At 52.4% G+C, this 19821-nt stretch carries 14 protein-coding genes and 3 tRNA genes; all 17 read left to right on the top strand.

Going from position 1 to position 19821, the window contains the following annotated elements; genetic code table 11:
* Positions 1-503 precede the first annotated feature (503 nt).
* The 17 genes from Q0482_RS07320 (at position 504) to Q0482_RS07250 (ending at position 19682) form a co-directional block, all read left to right on the top strand.
* Positions 504-2111 (top strand): peptide chain release factor 3, encoded by a 1608-nt coding sequence (locus Q0482_RS07320; protein ID WP_299145091.1) that lies wholly within the window; start codon positions 504-506, stop codon positions 2109-2111.
* A gap of 1283 nt (positions 2112-3394) precedes the next feature.
* Positions 3395-4324, top strand: a complete 930-nt coding sequence (locus Q0482_RS07315; protein ID WP_299145089.1) for a type II restriction endonuclease — start codon at positions 3395-3397, stop codon at positions 4322-4324.
* Positions 4321-4842 carry a dCTP deaminase gene (gene dcd / locus Q0482_RS07310; RefSeq protein ID WP_299145088.1) on the top strand — a complete coding sequence of 174 codons (522 nt, stop codon included), beginning with the start codon at positions 4321-4323 and terminating at the stop codon, positions 4840-4842. Before Q0482_RS07315 ends, dcd begins: the two co-directional genes overlap by 4 nt.
* Positions 4843-5015: 173 nt before the next feature.
* Positions 5016-6002 (top strand): TAXI family TRAP transporter solute-binding subunit, encoded by a 987-nt coding sequence (locus Q0482_RS07305; protein ID WP_273097280.1) that lies wholly within the window; start codon positions 5016-5018, stop codon positions 6000-6002.
* A gap of 77 nt (positions 6003-6079) precedes the next feature.
* Positions 6080-6604: a DUF1850 domain-containing protein gene (locus Q0482_RS07300; RefSeq protein WP_299145087.1), complete on the top strand. Its 525-nt coding sequence runs from the start codon at positions 6080-6082 to the stop codon at positions 6602-6604.
* Between the two features lie 5 nt (positions 6605-6609).
* Positions 6610-8592 carry a TRAP transporter permease gene (locus Q0482_RS07295; RefSeq protein ID WP_299145086.1) on the top strand — a complete coding sequence of 661 codons (1983 nt, stop codon included), beginning with the start codon at positions 6610-6612 and terminating at the stop codon, positions 8590-8592.
* A 1026-nt stretch (positions 8593-9618) separates the two neighbouring features.
* Positions 9619-9795, top strand: a complete 177-nt coding sequence (gene rpsU, locus Q0482_RS07290) for a 30S ribosomal protein S21 (RefSeq protein ID WP_008858603.1) — start codon at positions 9619-9621, stop codon at positions 9793-9795.
* 24 nt (positions 9796-9819) lie between these two features.
* Positions 9820-10269, top strand: a complete 450-nt coding sequence (locus Q0482_RS07285; RefSeq protein ID WP_291057700.1) for a GatB/YqeY domain-containing protein — start codon at positions 9820-9822, stop codon at positions 10267-10269.
* Positions 10270-10438: 169 nt separating this feature from the next.
* Entirely contained in the window at positions 10439-12334 is a 1896-nt protein-coding gene (locus Q0482_RS07280) for a glutamine synthetase (protein WP_299145085.1), read from the top strand.
* A gap of 236 nt (positions 12335-12570) precedes the next feature.
* The gene (locus Q0482_RS07275; RefSeq protein ID WP_299145083.1) at positions 12571-14466 is read left to right on the top strand and encodes a glutamine synthetase; all 1896 of its coding nucleotides are present in this window, start codon (positions 12571-12573) and stop codon (positions 14464-14466) included.
* Between the two features lie 906 nt (positions 14467-15372).
* Complete coding sequence (pepT, locus tag Q0482_RS07270; protein WP_299145081.1) at positions 15373-16629, top strand: peptidase T; 1257 nt, start codon at positions 15373-15375, stop codon at positions 16627-16629.
* 512 nt (positions 16630-17141) lie between these two features.
* Positions 17142-18431: a C1 family peptidase gene (locus Q0482_RS07265; RefSeq protein WP_299145080.1), complete on the top strand. Its 1290-nt coding sequence runs from the start codon at positions 17142-17144 to the stop codon at positions 18429-18431.
* Positions 18432-18599: 168 nt separating this feature from the next.
* Positions 18600-18671, top strand: a complete 72-nt coding sequence (locus Q0482_RS10045) for a putative holin-like toxin (RefSeq protein WP_366517992.1) — start codon at positions 18600-18602, stop codon at positions 18669-18671.
* A gap of 256 nt (positions 18672-18927) precedes the next feature.
* A complete protein-coding gene (locus Q0482_RS10040) occupies positions 18928-18999 on the top strand; it encodes a putative holin-like toxin (protein ID WP_366517991.1) in 72 nt (23 codons plus the stop codon).
* 366 nt (positions 19000-19365) lie between these two features.
* Positions 19366-19442: transfer RNA gene (locus Q0482_RS07260), tRNA-Pro, on the top strand.
* Positions 19443-19447: 5 nt separating this feature from the next.
* A tRNA-Gly gene (locus Q0482_RS07255) sits at positions 19448-19521 on the top strand.
* Between the two features lie 85 nt (positions 19522-19606).
* A tRNA-Thr gene (locus tag Q0482_RS07250) sits at positions 19607-19682 on the top strand.
* Positions 19683-19821 lie beyond the last annotated feature (139 nt).

The following is a 19821-nucleotide window of genomic DNA, read 5'->3' as shown; positions in this document are numbered from 1 at the left end:
ACTCGGGGGTGGGGGGACCACGTAGTGGTGGAAGGGGGCGCCGCCGCAGGCGGCCGGTTCCCCTAGGGGAGCACTGATTAATTCATAGAGTCTACTTTCATAAGAATTTTTATGCACTGCTTCGTCATGAAGCTCCTTAAATAGCTTGCTATTCGCGTCGCCTCATTCCTTGCATTGCATAAAAATTCAAGAATGAAAGCAGACAGTGATTTAATCAGCGCTTCCTTAGCACGTAACGCTGACTTTATACTCATCGCCCGACAGGGCGATACCTCAACCCTCAACCCTCGGGCCGGAGGGCCGTCGCCCCCTGAGCGTCAGCGAACACAACCCGCCTGCGCCAGCAGGCCATAACCTTTGGGGCCGATAGGCCCCGTCAACCTTTCCATGGCCCTCCCTTGAACCCGGGCCGCTCTGCGGCCCCAAAAATACAAAATCCCTTTCCACATCCCTGTCCCATGGGGTATAATGATATGACGCTTATTTTATTTTTGAGGTGAAACATGACTGATTTGGAAGAAATCAAAAGACGCCGCACCTTTGCCATCATCTCCCACCCCGATGCCGGCAAGACGACGCTCACTGAAAAACTGCTGCTTTACGGCGGAGCCATTCATCTGGCCGGCTCCGTCAAAGCAAGAAAGACAGCCCGCTATGCTGTTTCCGACTGGATGGAAATCGAAAAGCAGCGCGGCATTTCCGTTACCAGCTCCGTGCTCCAGTTCGACTACCAGGGCTGCCGCATCAATATCCTGGACACCCCAGGGCATGCGGACTTTTCTGAAGATACCTACCGCACCCTCATGGCGGTGGACTCCGCCGTCATGGTTATTGACGTGGCCAAGGGCGTAGAAGCCCAGACGAAGAAACTCTTCAAGGTCTGCTCGGACCGGGGCATTCCGATTTTTACCTTTGTCAATAAAATCGACCATTTTGGCAAGAACCCCTTCGACCTGATGGCGGACATTGAAGATGTGCTGGGTATCCGTTCCTGCCCCATGAACTGGCCTATCGGTGTGAATGGCGATTACACCGGCATTTACGACAGGGAAACGGAAATGTGCCATCTTTTCGTGAAGGACAATGCCCACGGCGTAAAGAAGCTGGAAGTGATTTCCGGCAAAATGGATGACGAAAATATCGTTTCCCACCTGAGTCCTGAAATTATCCAGTCCCTGAAGGATGATCTGGAACTTCTGGATGAAGCAGGGGACCCCTTCGACGCGGAAAAAGTGGCCAAAGGAGAACTGACCCCCATGTTCTTCGGCTCTGCCATGACCAATTTCGGCGTACAGCCTTTCCTGGAAAAATATCTTGAACTGGCGCCGCCGCCGGAACCGAGAAAAACACTGGAAGGCACCATTTCCCCGGAAGATCCCAATTTCTCCGCCTTCGTTTTCAAAATCCAGGCGAACATGGATCCCAAGCACCACGACCGGGTGGCCTTCATGCGCATCTGCTCCGGCGTCTTTGAAAAGGGCGTCAGCGTCCTTCACCGCCAGAGCGGTAAAATGATCCGCCTCTCCCAGCCCCAGCAGTTCCTGGCCACCGAAAGGCAGACCGTAGAAAAAGCATATCCCGGCGACATTATCGGCGTTTTCGACACCGGCGAACTGGGCGTAGGCGATACGGTGTGCGAAAAGAAACATCCCGTCACTTTCATCGACTTCCCCGTGTTCCCGCCGGAACTCTTCGCCCGCCTTTCCCCGGAAAGCAGCATGAAGAGGAAACAGTTCCTGAACGGCGTTACCCAGCTGGCCCAGGAAGGGGCCATCCAGGTGTACAAACAGCCCTACATTATGGAATCCTTCATCATTGGCGCTGTAGGCCAGCTGCAGTTTGAAGTGATGAAATACCGTCTTGAGAACGAATACAACGTATCGGTGAATCTGGAACCATTAGGCTTCACCGCCGCCCGCTGGACCGAAGGCGACGTACCGCCGGAAGAACTGGTAGGCATCGACAACGCCATGGTGGTCTACGACCGCCGCGAACGGCCGGTATACCTCCTGCCCAACGCATGGCAGGCAGGCTGGCTGGCCCAGAGAAATCCAAAGGTAAAATTCCTCGAAAGCCCGCCCCTTGGTGTGGCAGAACTGGAAGGACACTGATAAAAAGCAGCAGAACCAAAGAGGCTCTGCTGCTTTTTTCGTAGGTATATCGGAGCAGCCGGATAGAGGGCTTTTGCACTTCGCCATGCAGCACTGATGGCGCAAAAGGAAATCCTGTAATTTGGCTCCTTCCTTTGGAAGGAGCTGCCCGATAGGGCTGAGGATAGGCCTTTGCGCAGCAAAGGCGCCGCCGTAAGGCGGCATTTCACGGATGAGTCATTAGGCCCTTTCAGTGCCTCGGATTTTTGAGGGGAGCACTGATTCAGTCGCAGAATCAGATTTCATAAGCATTTTGGTCCAATACTGCGTCATAAGCCTCCTTAAATAGCTTTAGCTATTCGCGTTGGCTTATTCCTTGTATTGAACCAAAATGCAAGAATGAAATCTGATAACGATTGAATCAGCGCGCCCCTTACGAAAGGCCTGCTATCCTCCGTCGCCTACGTCGCCACCCCCTTCCAAAGGAAGGGGGCTCTGGCTCTTCGTTATGCAGCACTGGTGACACAAATGGGAATCCCGTAACGTAAGGCTCCTTCCTTTGGAAGAAGCTCCGCGGAGCGGTGAGGATAGGCCTTTCTCCAGCAAAGGCGCCGCCATGGGCGGCATTTTACGAATGAGTCAAATCAGGCCCCTGCGGGGCCTCGGCCTTTCTGCGAAAGGCCTGCTATCCTCCGTCGCCTGCGGCGACGCCCCCTTCCAAAGGAAGGGGCGCTGGCTCTTCGTTATGCAGCATGGGTGACACAAAAGCAAATCCCGTAAAGCCCTTGCCCACCCCTATTTAAGGGGTGGGTGGCGAGTGCAGCGAGCCGGAAGGGGTTAGCCGCAAGGCTGCATAAAATTCATTGCCCGTAGGGCAATCCATAACCCTCGCTCGCAAAGCGGGCGTCAAACCCAAGAACCCTCTGAACCCTTTGAACCCTGCCACGCGGTGGCTTCATGGGCGATACCACAACCCTCAGCGGCGAAGCCGCTGTCAAACTTAAGAACCTTCGGGGCCGGCAGGCCCCGTCAATCTTAAGAACCTTCAGCCCCGAAGGCCCCGTCCCCTTTGGTGGCTGACGCCACCACCTTTACCCAAAGGGAAGCGTGTCACACGATTCTCAGGTCGCTCTGCTCCCCTACGAATCGTGTTCCCTTGCCACCCCGCAAGCGGGGGAACAATAAAAGGAGGAGCGAAACCTCTGTACATGCCACACATCGCCCCCATACTCTATGATTCCATATAGTCATATATTGCATGAAAATGGTATAATATCCTAAATGGCGGAAAAGGCGGTGAGATAATGGCCAGGCGCAGGGGACTGAAGAAGTGGGACCGGGTGACGGTGGAAGGCTGGCTCAGGCTGATGGGCGATACATCGGTGATGAGTCATCTGATGATGGAAATTTTCGGCCGTCTTTACGATTCCACGGACCATATGGACAACGGGAAGAGCATAGCCTCTGCCCTCCATATGGAGTACCGGGCCCTGAATTCTGCGGTAGGCTGGGCGGGGACGAAAATCCGGGAGATGGTGGAGAAGGGTCTTGTGCCGGTGTATCCGGAGGAGAAAAAGGAAACCCTGGCCGCTTCTTCCCTGGTGCAGGAAAGTCTCGGGGAGGCGTCTTTGGAAGAGAAAGCGCCGGAGACTCCAAAGGCCATGGCGCCCTGGGAGTATGTATTTGACGGGGCGGAAGGGGATAACGGCGTTTATTTCTGGATATTGAAGCCGGAGGCAGCTTCCGCCTACCGGGAAATCCGGGAGGCGGGAAGCCGGGAGATCGCGTCGATTTCCAAAATTCTGGAGGATGATGAAACGGCGGATGAGGTGGAGGAAAGTCTCTTTTCTCTTCCTTCCGATGATACGGTGCGGTCCATCCGTCGGCTGCTGGAGAGGGAGCGTTATTTCCAGCGGAAATCCTTCCGCCTTGCCCATCCCTGCTGTGTGGTATGCGGGGCGGACCGGATTTCCCTCCTGAAGGCTGTACCCTATGGAGAAAAGGGGACGGCGGAGCGGGGGCTCCTTTTCTGTCCCACCCACGGTACTCTTTTTGCAGCCCATTTGATTTCTTATAACAGTAAAGGGGAGCTCCTTGTTTCAGACAGGCTGTCGGAGGAGGAGCGGGCCCTGTTTCATCTGACGGCGGGGGAGAAGGCCCACGGGTCTTTTGTACGGCGCCGCATGGCAGAACATCGGAAGGTTTTTAACCGGGAAGGCGGGAAAAGGAAATGATTTTATCGGGCAGGGAAATCGTAAGACATATGGGGGAAGAAATTATTATCGAACCCTTTGATATGAGCAAGGTGAACCCAAACAGCTATAACCTTACGCTGGCTGACGAACTCATGGTTTATGAAAATCATGAGCTGGACATGAAGAAAAGAAATGAGGGAAGGCTTCTCCATATTCCGGAGGAGGGCATCGTGCTCCAGCCCAATAAGCTTTATCTGGGACGGACCAGGGAGTACACGAGGACGAAATGCTTCGTGCCCATGCTGGAGGGGCGCTCTTCCATCGGCCGTCTGGGCCTTTTCATTCACGTCACCGCAGGATTTGGCGATGTAGGCTTTTCCGGCTACTGGACGCTGGAAATGTTCTGCGTGCAGCCCATCCGCATTTACGCAGGCGTGGAAATCTGCCAGATCTATTTCCATACCGTTCTCGGGGAAGCGGACAGCTATAACGGAGGTAAGTATCAGAACAATCAGGGGATTCAGCCCAGCCTCCTTTACAAAGATTTCGAAAAGTAGTATTATAATGGTAAGTTTATAACACATGGGGCGAAGAAGCTGCAGCTGACGTATAGGTTTTTCCTATGCGCCGGGCTGCTTTTTTATTTCACCCTTTGTGGCATTGGGAAAGGACGGAGGGAATTTCAAGGAGAACCGGCTTTTCCATTTTGAGGGTATTTAAGGAGGACAGTATGATGAAGAAGGCATTGAAAAAACTGATGGTAGCAGGTGCATTTTGTCTGGCTGGTACAGCTCTTCTTGCAGGCTGCGGCGGCAGCTCCGGCTCCGGATCCGCCTCTGCAGGCGGCAAACAGTTCCTGAATATCGCCACCGGCGGCACTGCAGGCACCTATTATCCCCTGGGCGGCGCTCTGGCAGAACTTTTGAACCAGAACATTAAAGGCATGAACGCATCTGCCCAGTCCACCGGCGCATCCGTAGCCAATGTAAATATGCTGAAGGACGGTTCCGTAGATATTGCGTTCATCCAGAACGATATCGCCTACTATGCAGCCAACGGCAAGGAAATGTTCAAGGACAACAAGATGGACAACATCCGCGGCCTGGCTGCCCTCTATCCGGAAACCATCCAGTTCGTTACCACCCAGGATAAGGGCATCAAGACTGTAGCAGACCTGAAGGGCAAGAAGGTCGCCGTCGGTGCATCCGGCTCCGGCGCCGAAGCCAATGCCCGCCAGATTCTGGAAGCCTATGGCATTACCTATAATGATATTGACGTACAGTACCTCTCCTTCGGCGAAGCTGCCAACGCCCTGAAGGACGGCAACGTAGATGCAGGTGTGGTAGTAGCAGGCTTCCCGACCGCCGCTATCCAGGATCTGGCTGCCAATAAATCCGCTGCCATCGTCAACATCGATCCGAAGATTGTTGACCAGCTCATGCAGAAATATCCATACTACACCAAGATGACCATTCCGAAGGGCACCTACCCCGGACAGGATGAAGACGTAAACACCGTAGCCGTGAAGTGCGTCATCGTAACCACCGACAAACTGAGCGACGATCTGGGCGAACAGATTGTAAAGGCCATCTATGAACATCTGGACCGTATGAAAGCTGCCCATGCCGTAGGCAAGTACATCACCAAGGATACCGCCCTGGAAGGCATGTCCGTGAAGATGAATGCAGGCGCTGAAAAGTACCTGAAGGCTAAATAAGGAAGAATCCCCAACGGATCCATACCTTGCATAGAAAGGAGGGAGAACGGGCCTTACTGGGGTCCGTTCTCGCTTTCATGAAGAAACAGAAAAATGGGAAGCTGGAAACAGTGATTATCATCTTCGGTATCATCGTGGCCCTGGTCACAGGAGTGGGCGGCTGGTACATCCGCATGCCCTTCCTCTTTGCCCAGACCGCTGACGGAATCATTATGAGGCAGAGGGTGGACGCCGGCACGCCGGTCACCCTTGCCTACCACCATTCCGTTCAGAAAACCATGATTTACGAATACCTGGAAGTGAACAAGATAGCAAACGGATTTGTCCTCAAGTCCACCAAGTATCAATCTATGGGGGTGGGGCTTCCCTTTTCCGCTGACGAGGGAAAGTTCCGGGAAGAAGACGGCTGGTTTATTCTGGATGACATCAACCGGAATTACCCCGAGCTGTCCATCCGCAACGGAGTGACAAACCATGGCGTCCTCACTGTGGGCGACAAAGACTACAACCTGGATGAAATGGTTCCTCTGGGAAAAGAAATGAAGCTATATGTGGCACCGCTTTACAAAGGGTGGTACATGAAAAAAGAAATTAGGAGTTGATTATATTGGCTGATTTAGAAAAAAAGGGAACACCTGCCGGAGACAACACGCCGGTAGATGGAAAACTGACTGATGAACTGCAGGAAAAGCTGAAATCCCTGGACAAAGAGTCAAACACCATGGAATATGCAGGCATCTGCGGCAAAATCGTAGCTGCCATCTGCATCTGCTTTTCACTCTTCCAGATTTATACCGGTATCTTCGGTACCCTGGACGCCATGATCCAGCGCTGCGTCCACCTGTCCTTCGGTATCTGCCTGGTATTCCTCCTCTGCCCTACGAAGAAATCCTGGGTTAAGGGCGGACGGTTCCATCCTATTGATATCCTCTTCACCGTACTGGCAGTTATCCCGCCGGTATACATCCTGGTGAACTACCAGCAGCTCATTCTCCGCGCCGGCACCGTTACACCTACCGACGCCGTGGTGGGCCTCCTGGGCATGGTGATGGTACTGGAAGCTGCCCGCCGTATCGTAGGTCTTCCTATCGTCATCGTAGTTCTCTGCTTCCTGCTTTACGGTTTCCTGGGACCCTACATGCCCGGGCCCCTGGCACACAGAGGACTCACCATCAACCAGATGGTAGGACACCTCTTCTTCACCACTGAAGGCGTCTTCGGTATTCCCCTGGGCGTATCGTCCACCTTCATCTTCCTCTTCATCCTCTTCGGTGCTTACCTGGAAAAAACAGGCCTTGGCAAATTCTTCATTGATATCGCCAACGCCCTGGCCGGCTGGGCTTCCGGCGGACCGGCTAAAGTTGCGGTCATCTCCAGTGCCCTCCAGGGCACCATTTCCGGCTCCTCCGTAGCCAATGTCGTAGGTTCCGGCTCCTTCACCATTCCTATGATGAAGAAACTGGGCTACCACAAGAACTTTGCCGGCGCCGTAGAAGCCGCCGCATCCACCGGCGGACAGCTCATGCCGCCGATTATGGGTGCCGCTGCATTCCTCATGGCTGAATTTGTCGGCATCCCCTACATGGAAGTCGTTAAAGCCGCCGTTGTACCGGCTATCCTCTATTTCCTGGGCGTATTCCTGGGCGTTCATTTCGAAGCTAAGAAAAACCATCTGGAAGGCACCCCCAGAAGCCAGCTGGAACCCTGGGGCAGGATTATGAAAGAAGAAGGCCACCTGGCCATTCCCCTGATTGCCATCATTGCCCTCCTGGCATCCGGTTACACCCCCATGAAAGCAGCCCTGGCAGGCATCTTTATTTCCATTGCCACCGCCATGCTCCGCGCCAGCACCCGTATGAGCTTCTATGACATTGTAGACGGCCTTGTGAAAGGTGCCAGAGGCGCCCTGGGCGTCATCATCGCCTGCGCCTCCGCCGGCATGATTATCGGTATCGTCACCAAAACCGGTGTAGGTTTGAAACTGGCCTCCGCCCTGGTTACCGTAGCAGCAGGAAACTTCATGCTCCTCCTCCTCTGCACCATGCTCACATCCCTGATTCTTGGCATGGGCGTACCAACCACCGCCAACTACGTCATTACCTCCACCATTGCGGCGCCTGCTCTCATCCAGCTGGGTGTACCCATCCTGGCGGCCCACATGTTCGTATTCTACTTCGGCATCATTGCCGACATCACCCCGCCGGTAGCCCTGGCTGCCTACGCAGGATCCGCTATTTCCGGCGGCGACCCCCTGAAAACAGGGGTGAATGCATCGAAACTGGGCATAGCCGCCTTCATCATTCCTTATGTATTCGTCCTCTCGCCTCAGCTCCTTGGTATTAACGCCACCTTCGGCAGCGTAGTCTTTACCACCTGCACCGCCATCATCGGCATGACCGGTATCTCCGGCGCCATGATCGGCCAGTTCTACTGCAAAGCCAACATCCTTGAAAGGCTTCTCCTCCTTGCCGGCGGCCTCTGCCTCATCGATCCTCATACCCTCACCGATATCATAGGCATAGCCATCCTGGCCGGCGTATTCGCCCTCCAGTACTTCCGCAGCAAGAAAGCAAAAGCAGCTGAAGCGTAAGAAATAAAAATGCTCCTCATCACGATGGGCATTTTTTATGGAGGAAATGGTAAATGGTGAATTGTAAATGGTAAATGGAGGTGGCACCTTCAAAAATACAGGGGTGCCCTTATGATAAAACCTTTATAACCGCACTGATGCGCGAAGGAGAAAGCTGTCCCTTTTGGCGGCTGGCGCTATCGCCTTCCCCTCCGCAGTTCGGTCGGGCGACAAAAGGAAAGCGCCTTCATGAGCAGGCTAGGCGCCTTATTTCGCCCGACTTGCACATCCTATGCAGAATGTGCACAGTGGTCAATAAATCGCCGAAAAGCTATTATGCCATAAGCAGCGCATAGCATAGAACGGGTTGTCGTGCCCCCGCTTTTGCGGGGGAAAGGTGGTGCCGTAAGGCACCAAAGGGGGAAAAGCCGCGTCAGCGGCTGATTCAGCTGAATGTTTAGTATGACACATGAGAAAAAGTAAATTCCGTAACGCCTCCTGCCTATAGAAGGTGACTGCAGCACTACGGTACAAGACGAACAATCAGCCCCCTTCCTAGGGAAGGAGGCTATATACTTGCCGCGAAGCGGCCACCACAACCCTCAGCGCCGCAGGCGCTGTTAAACTTGAGAACCCTCCGGCCAAGGGCCGGTCAATCCTAAGAACCTTTTTCCCATAACCTTTTGAACCCTTTCTTCGCACCTTTCTACACAACCCTTCTACCCAACCTGCCGCCGTCAGGCGGCCCCAACCTGCGCCGTCAGGCGTGCCTCTTTTTAATTTGCGCCCGCAGGGCGCCACCACAACCCTCAGCGGCGCAACCGCTGTCAAGCCTAAGAACCTTTTGAACCTTCAGAACCTTTAGGCCTGCGGCTTTCCCCCTTTGGTACTGCGTACCACCTTCCCCCCCCGCAAGCGGTGGGACAATAAATCAGCGGGGCGCACCGCCCCTCTCAAAAAAATAAATTGACAGATAGGGCAATGTAATTTATAATTTATAAGTGTGCAATAGCACCCCATCAGTCTTATTGGGAGGGAGGGATATAGATGTCTGAGATCAAAGTTCAAAAGGGCGAATCTCTTGATAGTGCTCTTCGCAGATTTAAACGTTCCTGCCAAAAAGCCGGGGTTCTTTCTGAAGTAAGAAAACGTGAACATTATGAAAAGCCCAGCGTAAGACGTAAACTGAAATCTGAAGCCGCAAGAAAACGCAAGTATAAGTAATGACAGGTTGTAAGGTGATTAGTTTTGTCAATTAAAGAACAGCTTATGGCTGACATGAAGACAGCCATGAAAGCAAAAGAAGAAGGTAGGCTTGCTCTGAACACGATCCGCATGGCCCGTGCTCATATCCGGCAGGCTGAAATCGACGACGGACACGCTGACTTCAATGATGATCAGGTTCTTGCCGTTCTCCGGAAGGAAGTAAAGCAGAGGAAGGAAACCCTTGCTGAAATCGCCGGTTCCGGAAGAGAAGACCTGGTTAAACAGACCAAAGCGGAAATCGAAGTACTGGAAAAGTACCTGCCGGCAGAAATGTCTGCAGAAGAAGTAGAGAAGATTGTGAAAGAAACAATCGACGCTCTGGATCCTGGGCAGAGAAATATGGGTTCTGTGATGAAAGCGGTCATGGCAAAGCTCAAAGGCAAGGCAGACGGCAAGATGATCAATGGGATCGTCCGCAAACTGCTGGCCTGAGCACAAAGGCTTGACAAAAGTAAGACACGTGGTGTATTCTTATTACATAAGTTCATATGCTGCGTCAAAGATGACTCATTCCTTAGGGAATGGGTCATTTTCTTTTGAAACACATAGGGATTTATAAATGTAAAAAAATGGAACGATTTAAGTCTATAGGAGGACTCAAATGAACAAAGAATTGTTGTACTGCATTCCGGCCGGTCAATATGGTAAGGAAGGGGTTCTTTCCCTGTTGGCGCAGCACCCGGAAATCCGGTTCGTGTCTCTGGTAGGCATCGACCTGGCAGGCAATGATACCGACGAAAAGATTCCCATCGAGATTTTCATGAAAGACTATGAAGATTTCTTTGCCGGCAAAGCTGTGCAGACCGACGGCTCTTCCGTGGTATTTATGAATATCGCCACCCTGAACGATGCACGGGTGGACATGGTAGCCGACAGCACGGTGAACTGGTATGTGGATTATAACGATGACAATGTGATGGAAGAAACGGGACTTCCCGTAGGAACCCTCCGGATTCCCTGCTTCCTTATTCATAACGGCAAGTTTATTGATTCCCGTTCTATTCTTAAAAATTCCTGCGAATATGTGGCGAAAGAACTGAAAAAGCTACTTCTGGGCGCCCAGGTGAAGGGCATGGAAAATTTCCCCTTCTCTGAAATCCAGGATATCGTATTCACCACCGGCACGGAGCTTGAATTCTGGGTGAAGACACCCAGTGAAAAGGAAACGGTGCAGCACCTTTCCATTTCCCAGCGCCTCCAGGAACAGTACTGGCAGCGTATGCGGGGCAATGTCCGTACCGCCATGGAACAGACCATTGAAGAACTGGATGCCCGGGGCCTCCATGTAGAAATGGGCCATAAGGAAGTAGGGGGCATCAAGTCCAAAATCGACGACGACGGCCATATTTTCGACGTATGCGAACAGCTGGAACTGGACTGGCTCTTCTCCACCAACCCCCTGCAGGCAGCAGATAATGAACTGGAAGCCCGCATCGTGGTGCGTGAAGTATTCCGCCGGAACGGCCTTGACGTATCCTTCCGTGCTAAACCGATCATCGGCGTAGCCGGAAGCGGCGAACATACCCATGTAGGTATTGCGGCCCTCCTGAAGAACGGCAAGACCATCAACCTTTTGGCGCCGGAAGACATGAAATCCGATTTCCTGTCCACCATCGGCTACGGATTCATTATGGGCATCCTTCATAACTATGAAGCCACCAACCCCTTCGTTTCCTCCACCACCGACGCCTTCAACCGCTTGAAACCGGGCTTCGAAGCACCGGTCTGCATCGTCACTTCCCTGGGCCATACGCCGGAAGTACCGTCCCGCAACCGCTCCATCCTCATGGGCCTTATCCGGGACATTGACAATCCGAAAGCTACGAGATTCGAGCTCCGTGCTCCGAACCCCTTCACCAATACCTACCTCTGCGTATCCTGCCTCTACCTCACTGCCCTGGACGGCATCGAATATGCCCTGAAATCCGGCAAGTCGGCAGCAGAACTTCTGGCAGAACTCTCCAAGAAACCGGGAGAAAGCGCAGACTATCTGGAAAAAGACAGAGCCTACCGCTGTGAAGAAAACGTTTTCGAAGACTTCAGCGATGAAGAAAGAGACGCAGCCTTCGGTAAACCGCCGGCCACCGTCTGGGAAAACGTAAAAATCATGAAAGCCAATCCCGACAAAGTGGCAGCTCTCACCAGAGGCGGCACACTCTCCGAAAAGATTGTAGACTCCTTCCTGGCTTCCATCGTATACCGCTGGAAGAACGAGCTCATCGACCGGATTATCCCCGGTGTGGAAGCGGCGGTCAGAGGATATAAAAAACTGGATAATGATGATAAAATCGATGAAAGACGCTGGAAATCCATCAAAGCCAAAAGGGTGGAACTGGCCAAGGATCTGGACGATGAAAAATGCATCTGCACCAGGCTGAAAGAAGCGCTGGAAAAAGATGACTACGACACCGCCTCCGACCTGCAGCTGGAAATGATGAAAAAAGCCCAGGCCCTGGAAAAGGAATATCACGTGTACGCACTGAACATCCTCGACTGATTCGATTTCATAAAGCTGAACATCAGGCCAATGATGACCCATTCCTACAAAGGATGGGTCATTTTCTATTTCCGAATATATAAAAATCCATCTATATAGGAGGGAAGAATGATGAAGAACTGGAAAAAGAGGTATTTCTCATCAGTCCTGGGATTCCCGGAAATATATCCGTAGGGGGACAGTCCCGGACATGACTGCAAGAATATTCAAAACATTTTTATTAGGAGGAATTCAAAATGAACAAGGACTTACTGTATTACATTCCCACCGGTGAATTTGGCAAAGAAGGCGTACTGGCACTTCTCAGAAACCATCCGGAAATCCGCTTCGTATCCCTGGTAGGCATCGACCTGGCAGGCAACGATACCGATGAAAAGGTACCGATTGAACTGTTCCTCAAGAACTACGACGACTTCTTCGCCGGCACCGCCGTACAGACCGACGGCTCCTCCGTAGTCCTCATGAACATTGCTACCCTGAACGATGCCCGCGTGGACATGGTGGCTGATCCTTCCGTGAACTGGTACATCGACTACAACGAAGACAATATTTATGACAACGGCCGTCCCGTAGGCACACTCCGCATTCCATGCTTCCTCCTCCACAACGGTAAATTCATCGACTCCCGCTCCATCCTTAAAGACTCCTGCGCTTTCGTAGCAGCCAAACTGAAAGGCCTCCTGGCAGGCGGCAAGAAAGTCAAGGGCATGGAAGACGTACCCTTCGATGACATCGCTGACATTGAATTCACCATCGGCACGGAACTGGAATTCTGGGTCAAGACTCCCAGCGAAAAAGAAACCATCCAGCACCTCTCCATTTCCCAGAGACTGCAGGAACAGTACTGGCAGAGAATGCGCGGCAACGTCCGTACCGCCATGGAAGAAGCCATCGAAGAACTGGACGCCCGCGGCATGAGCGTGGAAATGGGCCACAAAGAAGTAGGCGGTATCAAACCGAAAGTTGACGACGCCGGCCACACCGTAGACGTATGCGAACAGCTGGAACTGGACTGGAGATTCTCCATGAACCCCCTCCAGGCTGCAGACAATGAACTGGAAGCCCGCATCATCATCCGTGAAGTATTCCGCAAATACGGCCTCGATGTATCCTTCCAGGCAAAACCGATTATCGGCGTAGCAGGCAGCGGCGAACACACCCACGTAGGCATCTGCGCAACCCTGAAGAACGGCAAGACCATCAACCTCCTGGCTCCCACCGAAATGAAATCCGACTTCCTCTCCACAGTAGGCTACGGCTTCATCATGGGCATCCTCAAGAACTACGAAGCCACCAACCCCTTCGTTTCCTCCACCACCGACGCCTTCAACCGCCTGAAACCGGGCTTCGAAGCACCGGTCTGCATCGTCACCTCCCTGGGCCACAACCCCGAAGTTCCGTCCCGTAACAGAACCATCCTCATCGGCCTTGTCAGAGACATCGACAACCCGAAAGCCACCAGATTCGAACTCCGCGCACCGAACCCCTTCACCAACACCTACCTGGCAGCCTCCTGCCTCTTCCTCTCCGCCCTTGACGGCATCACCTACGCCGTAACCTCCGGCAAGACCCCGGCAGACCTCCTGGCAGAACTCTCCAAGAAACCGGGCGAAAAAGCAGATTACCTGGAAGAAGGCAGAGCATACCGCTGCGAAGACAACGTATTCGAAGACTTCACCCAGGAAGAAAGAGACGCAGCCTTCGGCAAACCGCCGGCAACCGTCTGGGAAAACGTAAAGACCATGAAAGCCAACCCCGACAAAGTGGCAGTCATCGAAGCAGGCGGCACACTCAATGCCACCATCGTAGACTCCTTCGTAGCCTCCATCGTATACCGCTGGAAGAACGAGCTCATCGACCGCATCATCCCCGCCACCGAAGCTCTCGTCAAAGGCTTCAAGAAACTGGAAAGCGAAGACGACCTGGACGAAGAACGCTGGGCAGACATCCTTGATAAGAAATACGAACTCATCAAAGACACCAGAGCAGGCAAATCCCTCTGCACCAAACTGAAAGACGCCCTCGAAGCCGACGACTACGACACCGCCTCGGACCTGCAGATCGAAATCAGCAAGAAAGCAGAAGCCCTCGAAAAAGAATACAGCGTATACGCCCTCAACATCGTAGGCTGATTCTGTGAGATAATTCCTTAAAAGAAAAAGCAGTGGAAGACACCAATCTTCCACTGCTTTTTTGATGTGCTAAGGATTTGTGGCCTCTCAATACCCTTGCCTCCCCCTTGGTGGCTGTCGCCACCAACTCCCCCTCTGCAATCCCCTTGCCTCCCCTATCCATGGGGGGCCGCGTAAGCGGTGGAAGGGGGGAAAAGCCGCCAGCGGCGGCTGATTCTGCTGAATGCTTAATATGATTTATGACACAAAGGCAAATCTCGTAACGTCTTGCATCCCCTTTAGGAGAAAAGGGCCACGAAGTGGCGAAGGGTTGTACTACGTTGCAGGCCGGAATAACACACTAAGGCAATATGACCGCCAATCGGCAGTCTCGGTGGTCGCCTTCAAAAATATAGGGCTCCCTTATGATAAAACCAGGGAGACATCCATACGGGCGAAGGGAAAGAATCCCCCTTTGGTGGCTGGCGCCACCACCTTTCCCCCGCAGGCGGTGGGACAACAACCCGTACTAAATGTAGAGCCGCCTATGAAACGAAAGGTAAATCCCGTAACGTCCTTGCGTCCCCTTTAGGGGAAGAGGGCCACGAAGTGGCGAAGGGGTGTACTGCGCAGCAAGCCGGAATGACACACTAAGGCAATATGACCGCCAATCGGCGGCCTCGGTGGGCGCCTTCGGCATAAAAGGGCGCCCTTATAATCACATCAGGGAGCCGCCCTGGCAGGCGAAGGAAAGGCTGCCCCCCTTTGGTGGCTGGCGCCACCACCTTCCCCCCGCAGGCGGTGGGACAATAAAATAGGTGGTTAACCCTCTGAACCTGGCCGCCGACAGGCGGCCCAATGCCCTTTGCACATCCTTTCCGTTTGGTATATGATGGAACCATCATAAAGAACAAGAGGTGGTATCCTTTGGATTTAGATACAGAAAAACTTTTGAAACGGTTTGAGGATTATATTTCCTACAATACCCAGTCCGACGAGGACAATGACCAGGTCTATCCCAGCACGCCGGGGCAGATGGTGCTGGCCCGCCATTTGAAGGAGGAGCTGGAACAGCTGGGGCTGACAGAGGTGAGTCTGGATGAGAACGGCTACCTCATGGCCACGCTTCCGGAAAATGGGGCAGAAGGAAAGACGGTAGGATTCATTTCCCATATGGATACCAGCCCCGATGCCCCTGGCGGTCCCGTCAAAAGCCGGGTGGTTCATGACTATGACGGGAAGGATATCTGCCTGAATGAGGAAAAGAACATCCTCTTTTCTACGAAGGATTTCCCGGAAATCCTGAAATACAAAGGCCAGGATATCATTGTCACCGACGGCACCACCCTTTTGGGAGCCGATGATAAGGCGGGGGTGACGGCTATTGTGAGCGCCATGGAGTACCTTCTGGCCCATCCGGAGATGAAGCATGGGAAAATCCGCATCGCCTTCACGCCGGACGAGGAAACGGGCCGGAGTCCTCTTCGCTTCGATGTGAAAAAATTTGGCGCTGACTTTGCCTATACGATTGACGGCGGCGAAATCGGGGGCCTGGAGTATGAAAATTTCAATGCCGCCAATCCGGTGGTGGTAATTCACGGGAGAAGTGTCCACACGGGGGATGCCAAGGGCAAAATGGTGAATGCCATTTCCATTGCTTCTGAGTGGCAGTCCCTGCTGCCGGAAGGGGAGAAGCCGGAATGTACGGAGGGCCGGGAAGGCTTCTTCCATGTCTATAAAATCTCCGGCTCCGTGGAGGAATGCAGGCTGGACATGCTGATTCGTGACCATGACCGGGCGAAATTTGAAAAGAGGAAACAGTATCTGCTGCGCATGGCCGATTTCCTAAATGAGAAATACGGAAAAGGCACTGTGGAAGTGGCGCTCCATGATGTGTACTTCAATATGCTTGACATTATCCGGGACGGCCACATGGATATTGTGGAGCTGGCCAGAAAGTCCATGAAAAAAGTGGGCGTCACGCCGGTGGAACTCCCCATCCGCGGCGGCACCGACGGCGCCCAGCTCTCCTTCAAGGGCCTGCCCTGCCCGAACATCTTCACCGGCGGCGCCAACTTCCACAGCCGCTTCGAATACCTGCCCGTTCCTTCTCTGGTCAAGGCCTGTGAGACGGTTATAGAAATCGCCTGCCATGGATGGGAGATAGGAAATGGTAAATTTTAAATGGTAAATGGTAAATGGTAAATGAAGGCAGCGCCTGACGGCGCAGTACAAGAACTTGCCTCCCCCTGACTCAGGGGGGTGGCGAGCACAGCAAGCCGGAAGGGGGCTTCAGCACTTCGCCATGAAGTACTTGTGGTACTAAGGAAGGTCCCGTAACGTCTTGTCCCCTTGAGGGGAATGCCACGTAGTGGCAAAGGGTGTACGAGGGTAAGCGGCGAAATGATACTCTATGCTGGTGTGACCGATCGCAAGGCAGCCTTCTGGGAGGAGATTTCTCGGCTCCGTTTCACTGGCTTCATGAAGCGATGATTCATACCGGCACGTACCACCGCTCGAAATGACGTGGGAGCACTGATGACACAAATGCAAGCCCCGTAACGCTGACTTAATATTGCGCCCATAGGGCGCCTCCACAACCCTCTGAACCCTCTGAACCCTGTGAACCCTATGAACCCGGGCCGCGAAGCGGCCCTTATGAAGGAGGAACAACGATGAAAGATATTTCCCAAGATATGCTTGCAAAATTTCACACTTCCTACGAAGCAGATAAAAATGCCCGGGTGCTTCATGGCGCCCTGGCGAAGACGGATATGATGAACCTGGCTTACCACCCTGAGAAGGGGGCTGCCCTGAAGGGCGCTTTTACGGTGGAGGTAAAAACCCGGGGCATTACAGCCCAGGAGCAGTCGGGCCGCTGCTGGCTCTTTGCGGCGCTGAACATCCTTCGGGAAAAGGTGGCGGAAAAGTGCCATCTGGAGCAGTTTGAGCTGTCCCAGAATTACCTGTCCTTTTATGATAAGCTGGAGAAAGCGAACAATTTCCTTGAAATGGTGATTGAAAATGCAGATGCGCCGGTGAAGGGGCAGCTCATGCAGTATGTGCTCCGCGGTATGAGCGACGGCGGTTACTGGACAGAAGCGGCGGATCTGGTGGAAAAGTACGGCGTGGTGCCTAAACAGGTACAGCCGGAAACCTATCAGTCCGGCCATACGGACCGTTTCGTTTCTACGCTGAACCGGCTTCTCCGTAAAGATGCCATGGAACTCCGGGAGCTGGTGAAGGCAGGAAAAGATCCTTACGCCAGAAAGGCGGGAATGCTGGAAGAGGTGTACCGGGCAGAATGCATCGCCTTCGGGGAACCGGTGCGGACATTTGATTTCACCTACAGGGATAAGGACAATAATTTCCATGAGGACCGGGAACTCACGCCTCAGGAATTTTACAGGAAATACGTGGAGATTTCCCTGAAGGATTACATGGCCGTCATCAATGAGCCTACCTTTGACAAACCGCTGGGCCGGGTCATTGCATTCCATGGGGTGGAAAACATGGTGGGCCGGGACATGCGGGGCCTGAATCTCACCGGTCATGACATGGAAGACCTCTGCGTGAAGCAGCTCAAGGCCGGCGAAGCGGTATGGTTTGCCTGCGACGCCGGTGCGGCAGGCGCCAGAAAAGAAGGGGTATGGGATCCGGAAAGCGTGCGGTATGAAGACCTGCTGGGCGGTTTCTCCACGGATATGGAAAAAGGAAAGCGCCTGGAATACGGTGCCAGCTCCGCCACCCACGCCATGCTCATCACCGGTGTGCACTTGGATGAGAAAGGAAATCCGGACCGCTGGAAGATCGAAAACTCCTGGGGCAAGGATGTAGGGGATAATGGATACTTCGTGTGCTCTGAAGCCTATTTCCGGGATTTCGTGTATGAAGCGGTGATTCTGAAAAAGCACTTCACCGATGATCAGAAGAAAATGATGGAAATGGAACCGGTATATATCAACGCCTGGGACGAAGATTATTGAAATCAAAAGTCCGGAGAACCCTTGATGGGCTCTCCGGATTTTTATGCGGAATATAAAATGTATCACTGAATCTGCTATAAAATGATATAATAACAGTGGCAGGACAGCTGCTTTGTGTTGTGCGGCTTTTTATTCCCCTCAAAATGAAAGTGGAGAGGGGGTGGCACTATGAATATGTACGAAGTATTATCTCTGATGATTGCATTCGGCATTCTTGTCGCCACAATCATGTCTAAGTAATTAGTGCATGAAAAAAGCCTACCCAGGCTTAGGAGGCTTTCTTCAAACACTGAAAATGTTGAGAGGGAGCCGTTTCCTTTTGCCCAAGGAATATGCAACGGCTGTCCTGCTGCCATTATTATACCACAAGCTGAAATAAAAAATACAAGGACATTATTTCTTTATCATATGATATAATCATTTATGGTGAGACAGCTGGCTTATATTGCGCGGCTTTTTATTCCCCTCAAAATGAAAGTGGAGAGGGGGTGGCACTATGAATATTTACGAAACATTATCTCTGATGATAGCTTTCGGAATCTTAGTCGCCACAATCATGTCTAAGTAGACATGAAAAAAGCCTACCCAGGCTACGGGAAGCACTGATTAAGCCGCAGAGTCTGATTTTATAAGAATTTTTATGTACTGCTGCGTCATGGAATTCCTTAAATAGCTTGCTATTCGCGTCATTCCATTCCTTGCACTACATAAAAATTCAAGAATAAAATCAGACAACGACTTAATCAGCGCTTCCCTTGGGAGGCTTTCTTCAAACTCATAAAATTGAGGGAGCCGTTTCCTTCTGGCCAAGGAATATATAAACGGCTGTCTCACTGCCATTATTATACCACAGGCTGAAAAGAAAACATAAAGATATTTTTTCAAAAAATCCATTGACAGAATAGGGGACTGCTGGTATAATCAATTACGTTGTCGGGGCATAGCGCAGTTTGGTAGCGCACTTGGTTCGGGACCAAGGGGTCGCAGGTTCAAATCCTGCTGCTCCGACCATTTATGCGGGTGTAGCTCAATGGTAGAGCGCCAGCCTTCCAAGCTGGTTACGAGGGTTCGATTCCCTTCACCCGCTCCATTTTTTATCCGCAACCGGCGGATTTTTTTATTAGGAAATTCAGTTTGACAAATAAGGGCTCCTCCTGTAATATATATATGTTCATGCCGGTATAGCTCAGCTGGTAGAGCGGCGCATTCGTAATGCGTAGGTCGCAGGTTCAAATCCTGTTGCCGGCTCCAAGAAATAAAAAGCCTAGAATTTATCGATACAATCGGTTCATTCTAGGCTTTTTTGCGTTTATATGGGGAGAAAGGGAAAGCACATAACGCAGGCTCCTTCCTTTGGTGGCAATCCTGCATAGGATTGCCAAGTCGGGCA

The sequence above is a fragment of the uncultured Dialister sp. genome (genome assembly GCF_937959425.1).
In the GTDB taxonomy this organism is placed as follows: domain Bacteria; phylum Bacillota; class Negativicutes; order Veillonellales; family Dialisteraceae; genus Dialister.
Note: the sequence above shows the minus strand (reverse complement) of the source record. Positions and strands in the feature narration are given on the sequence as shown.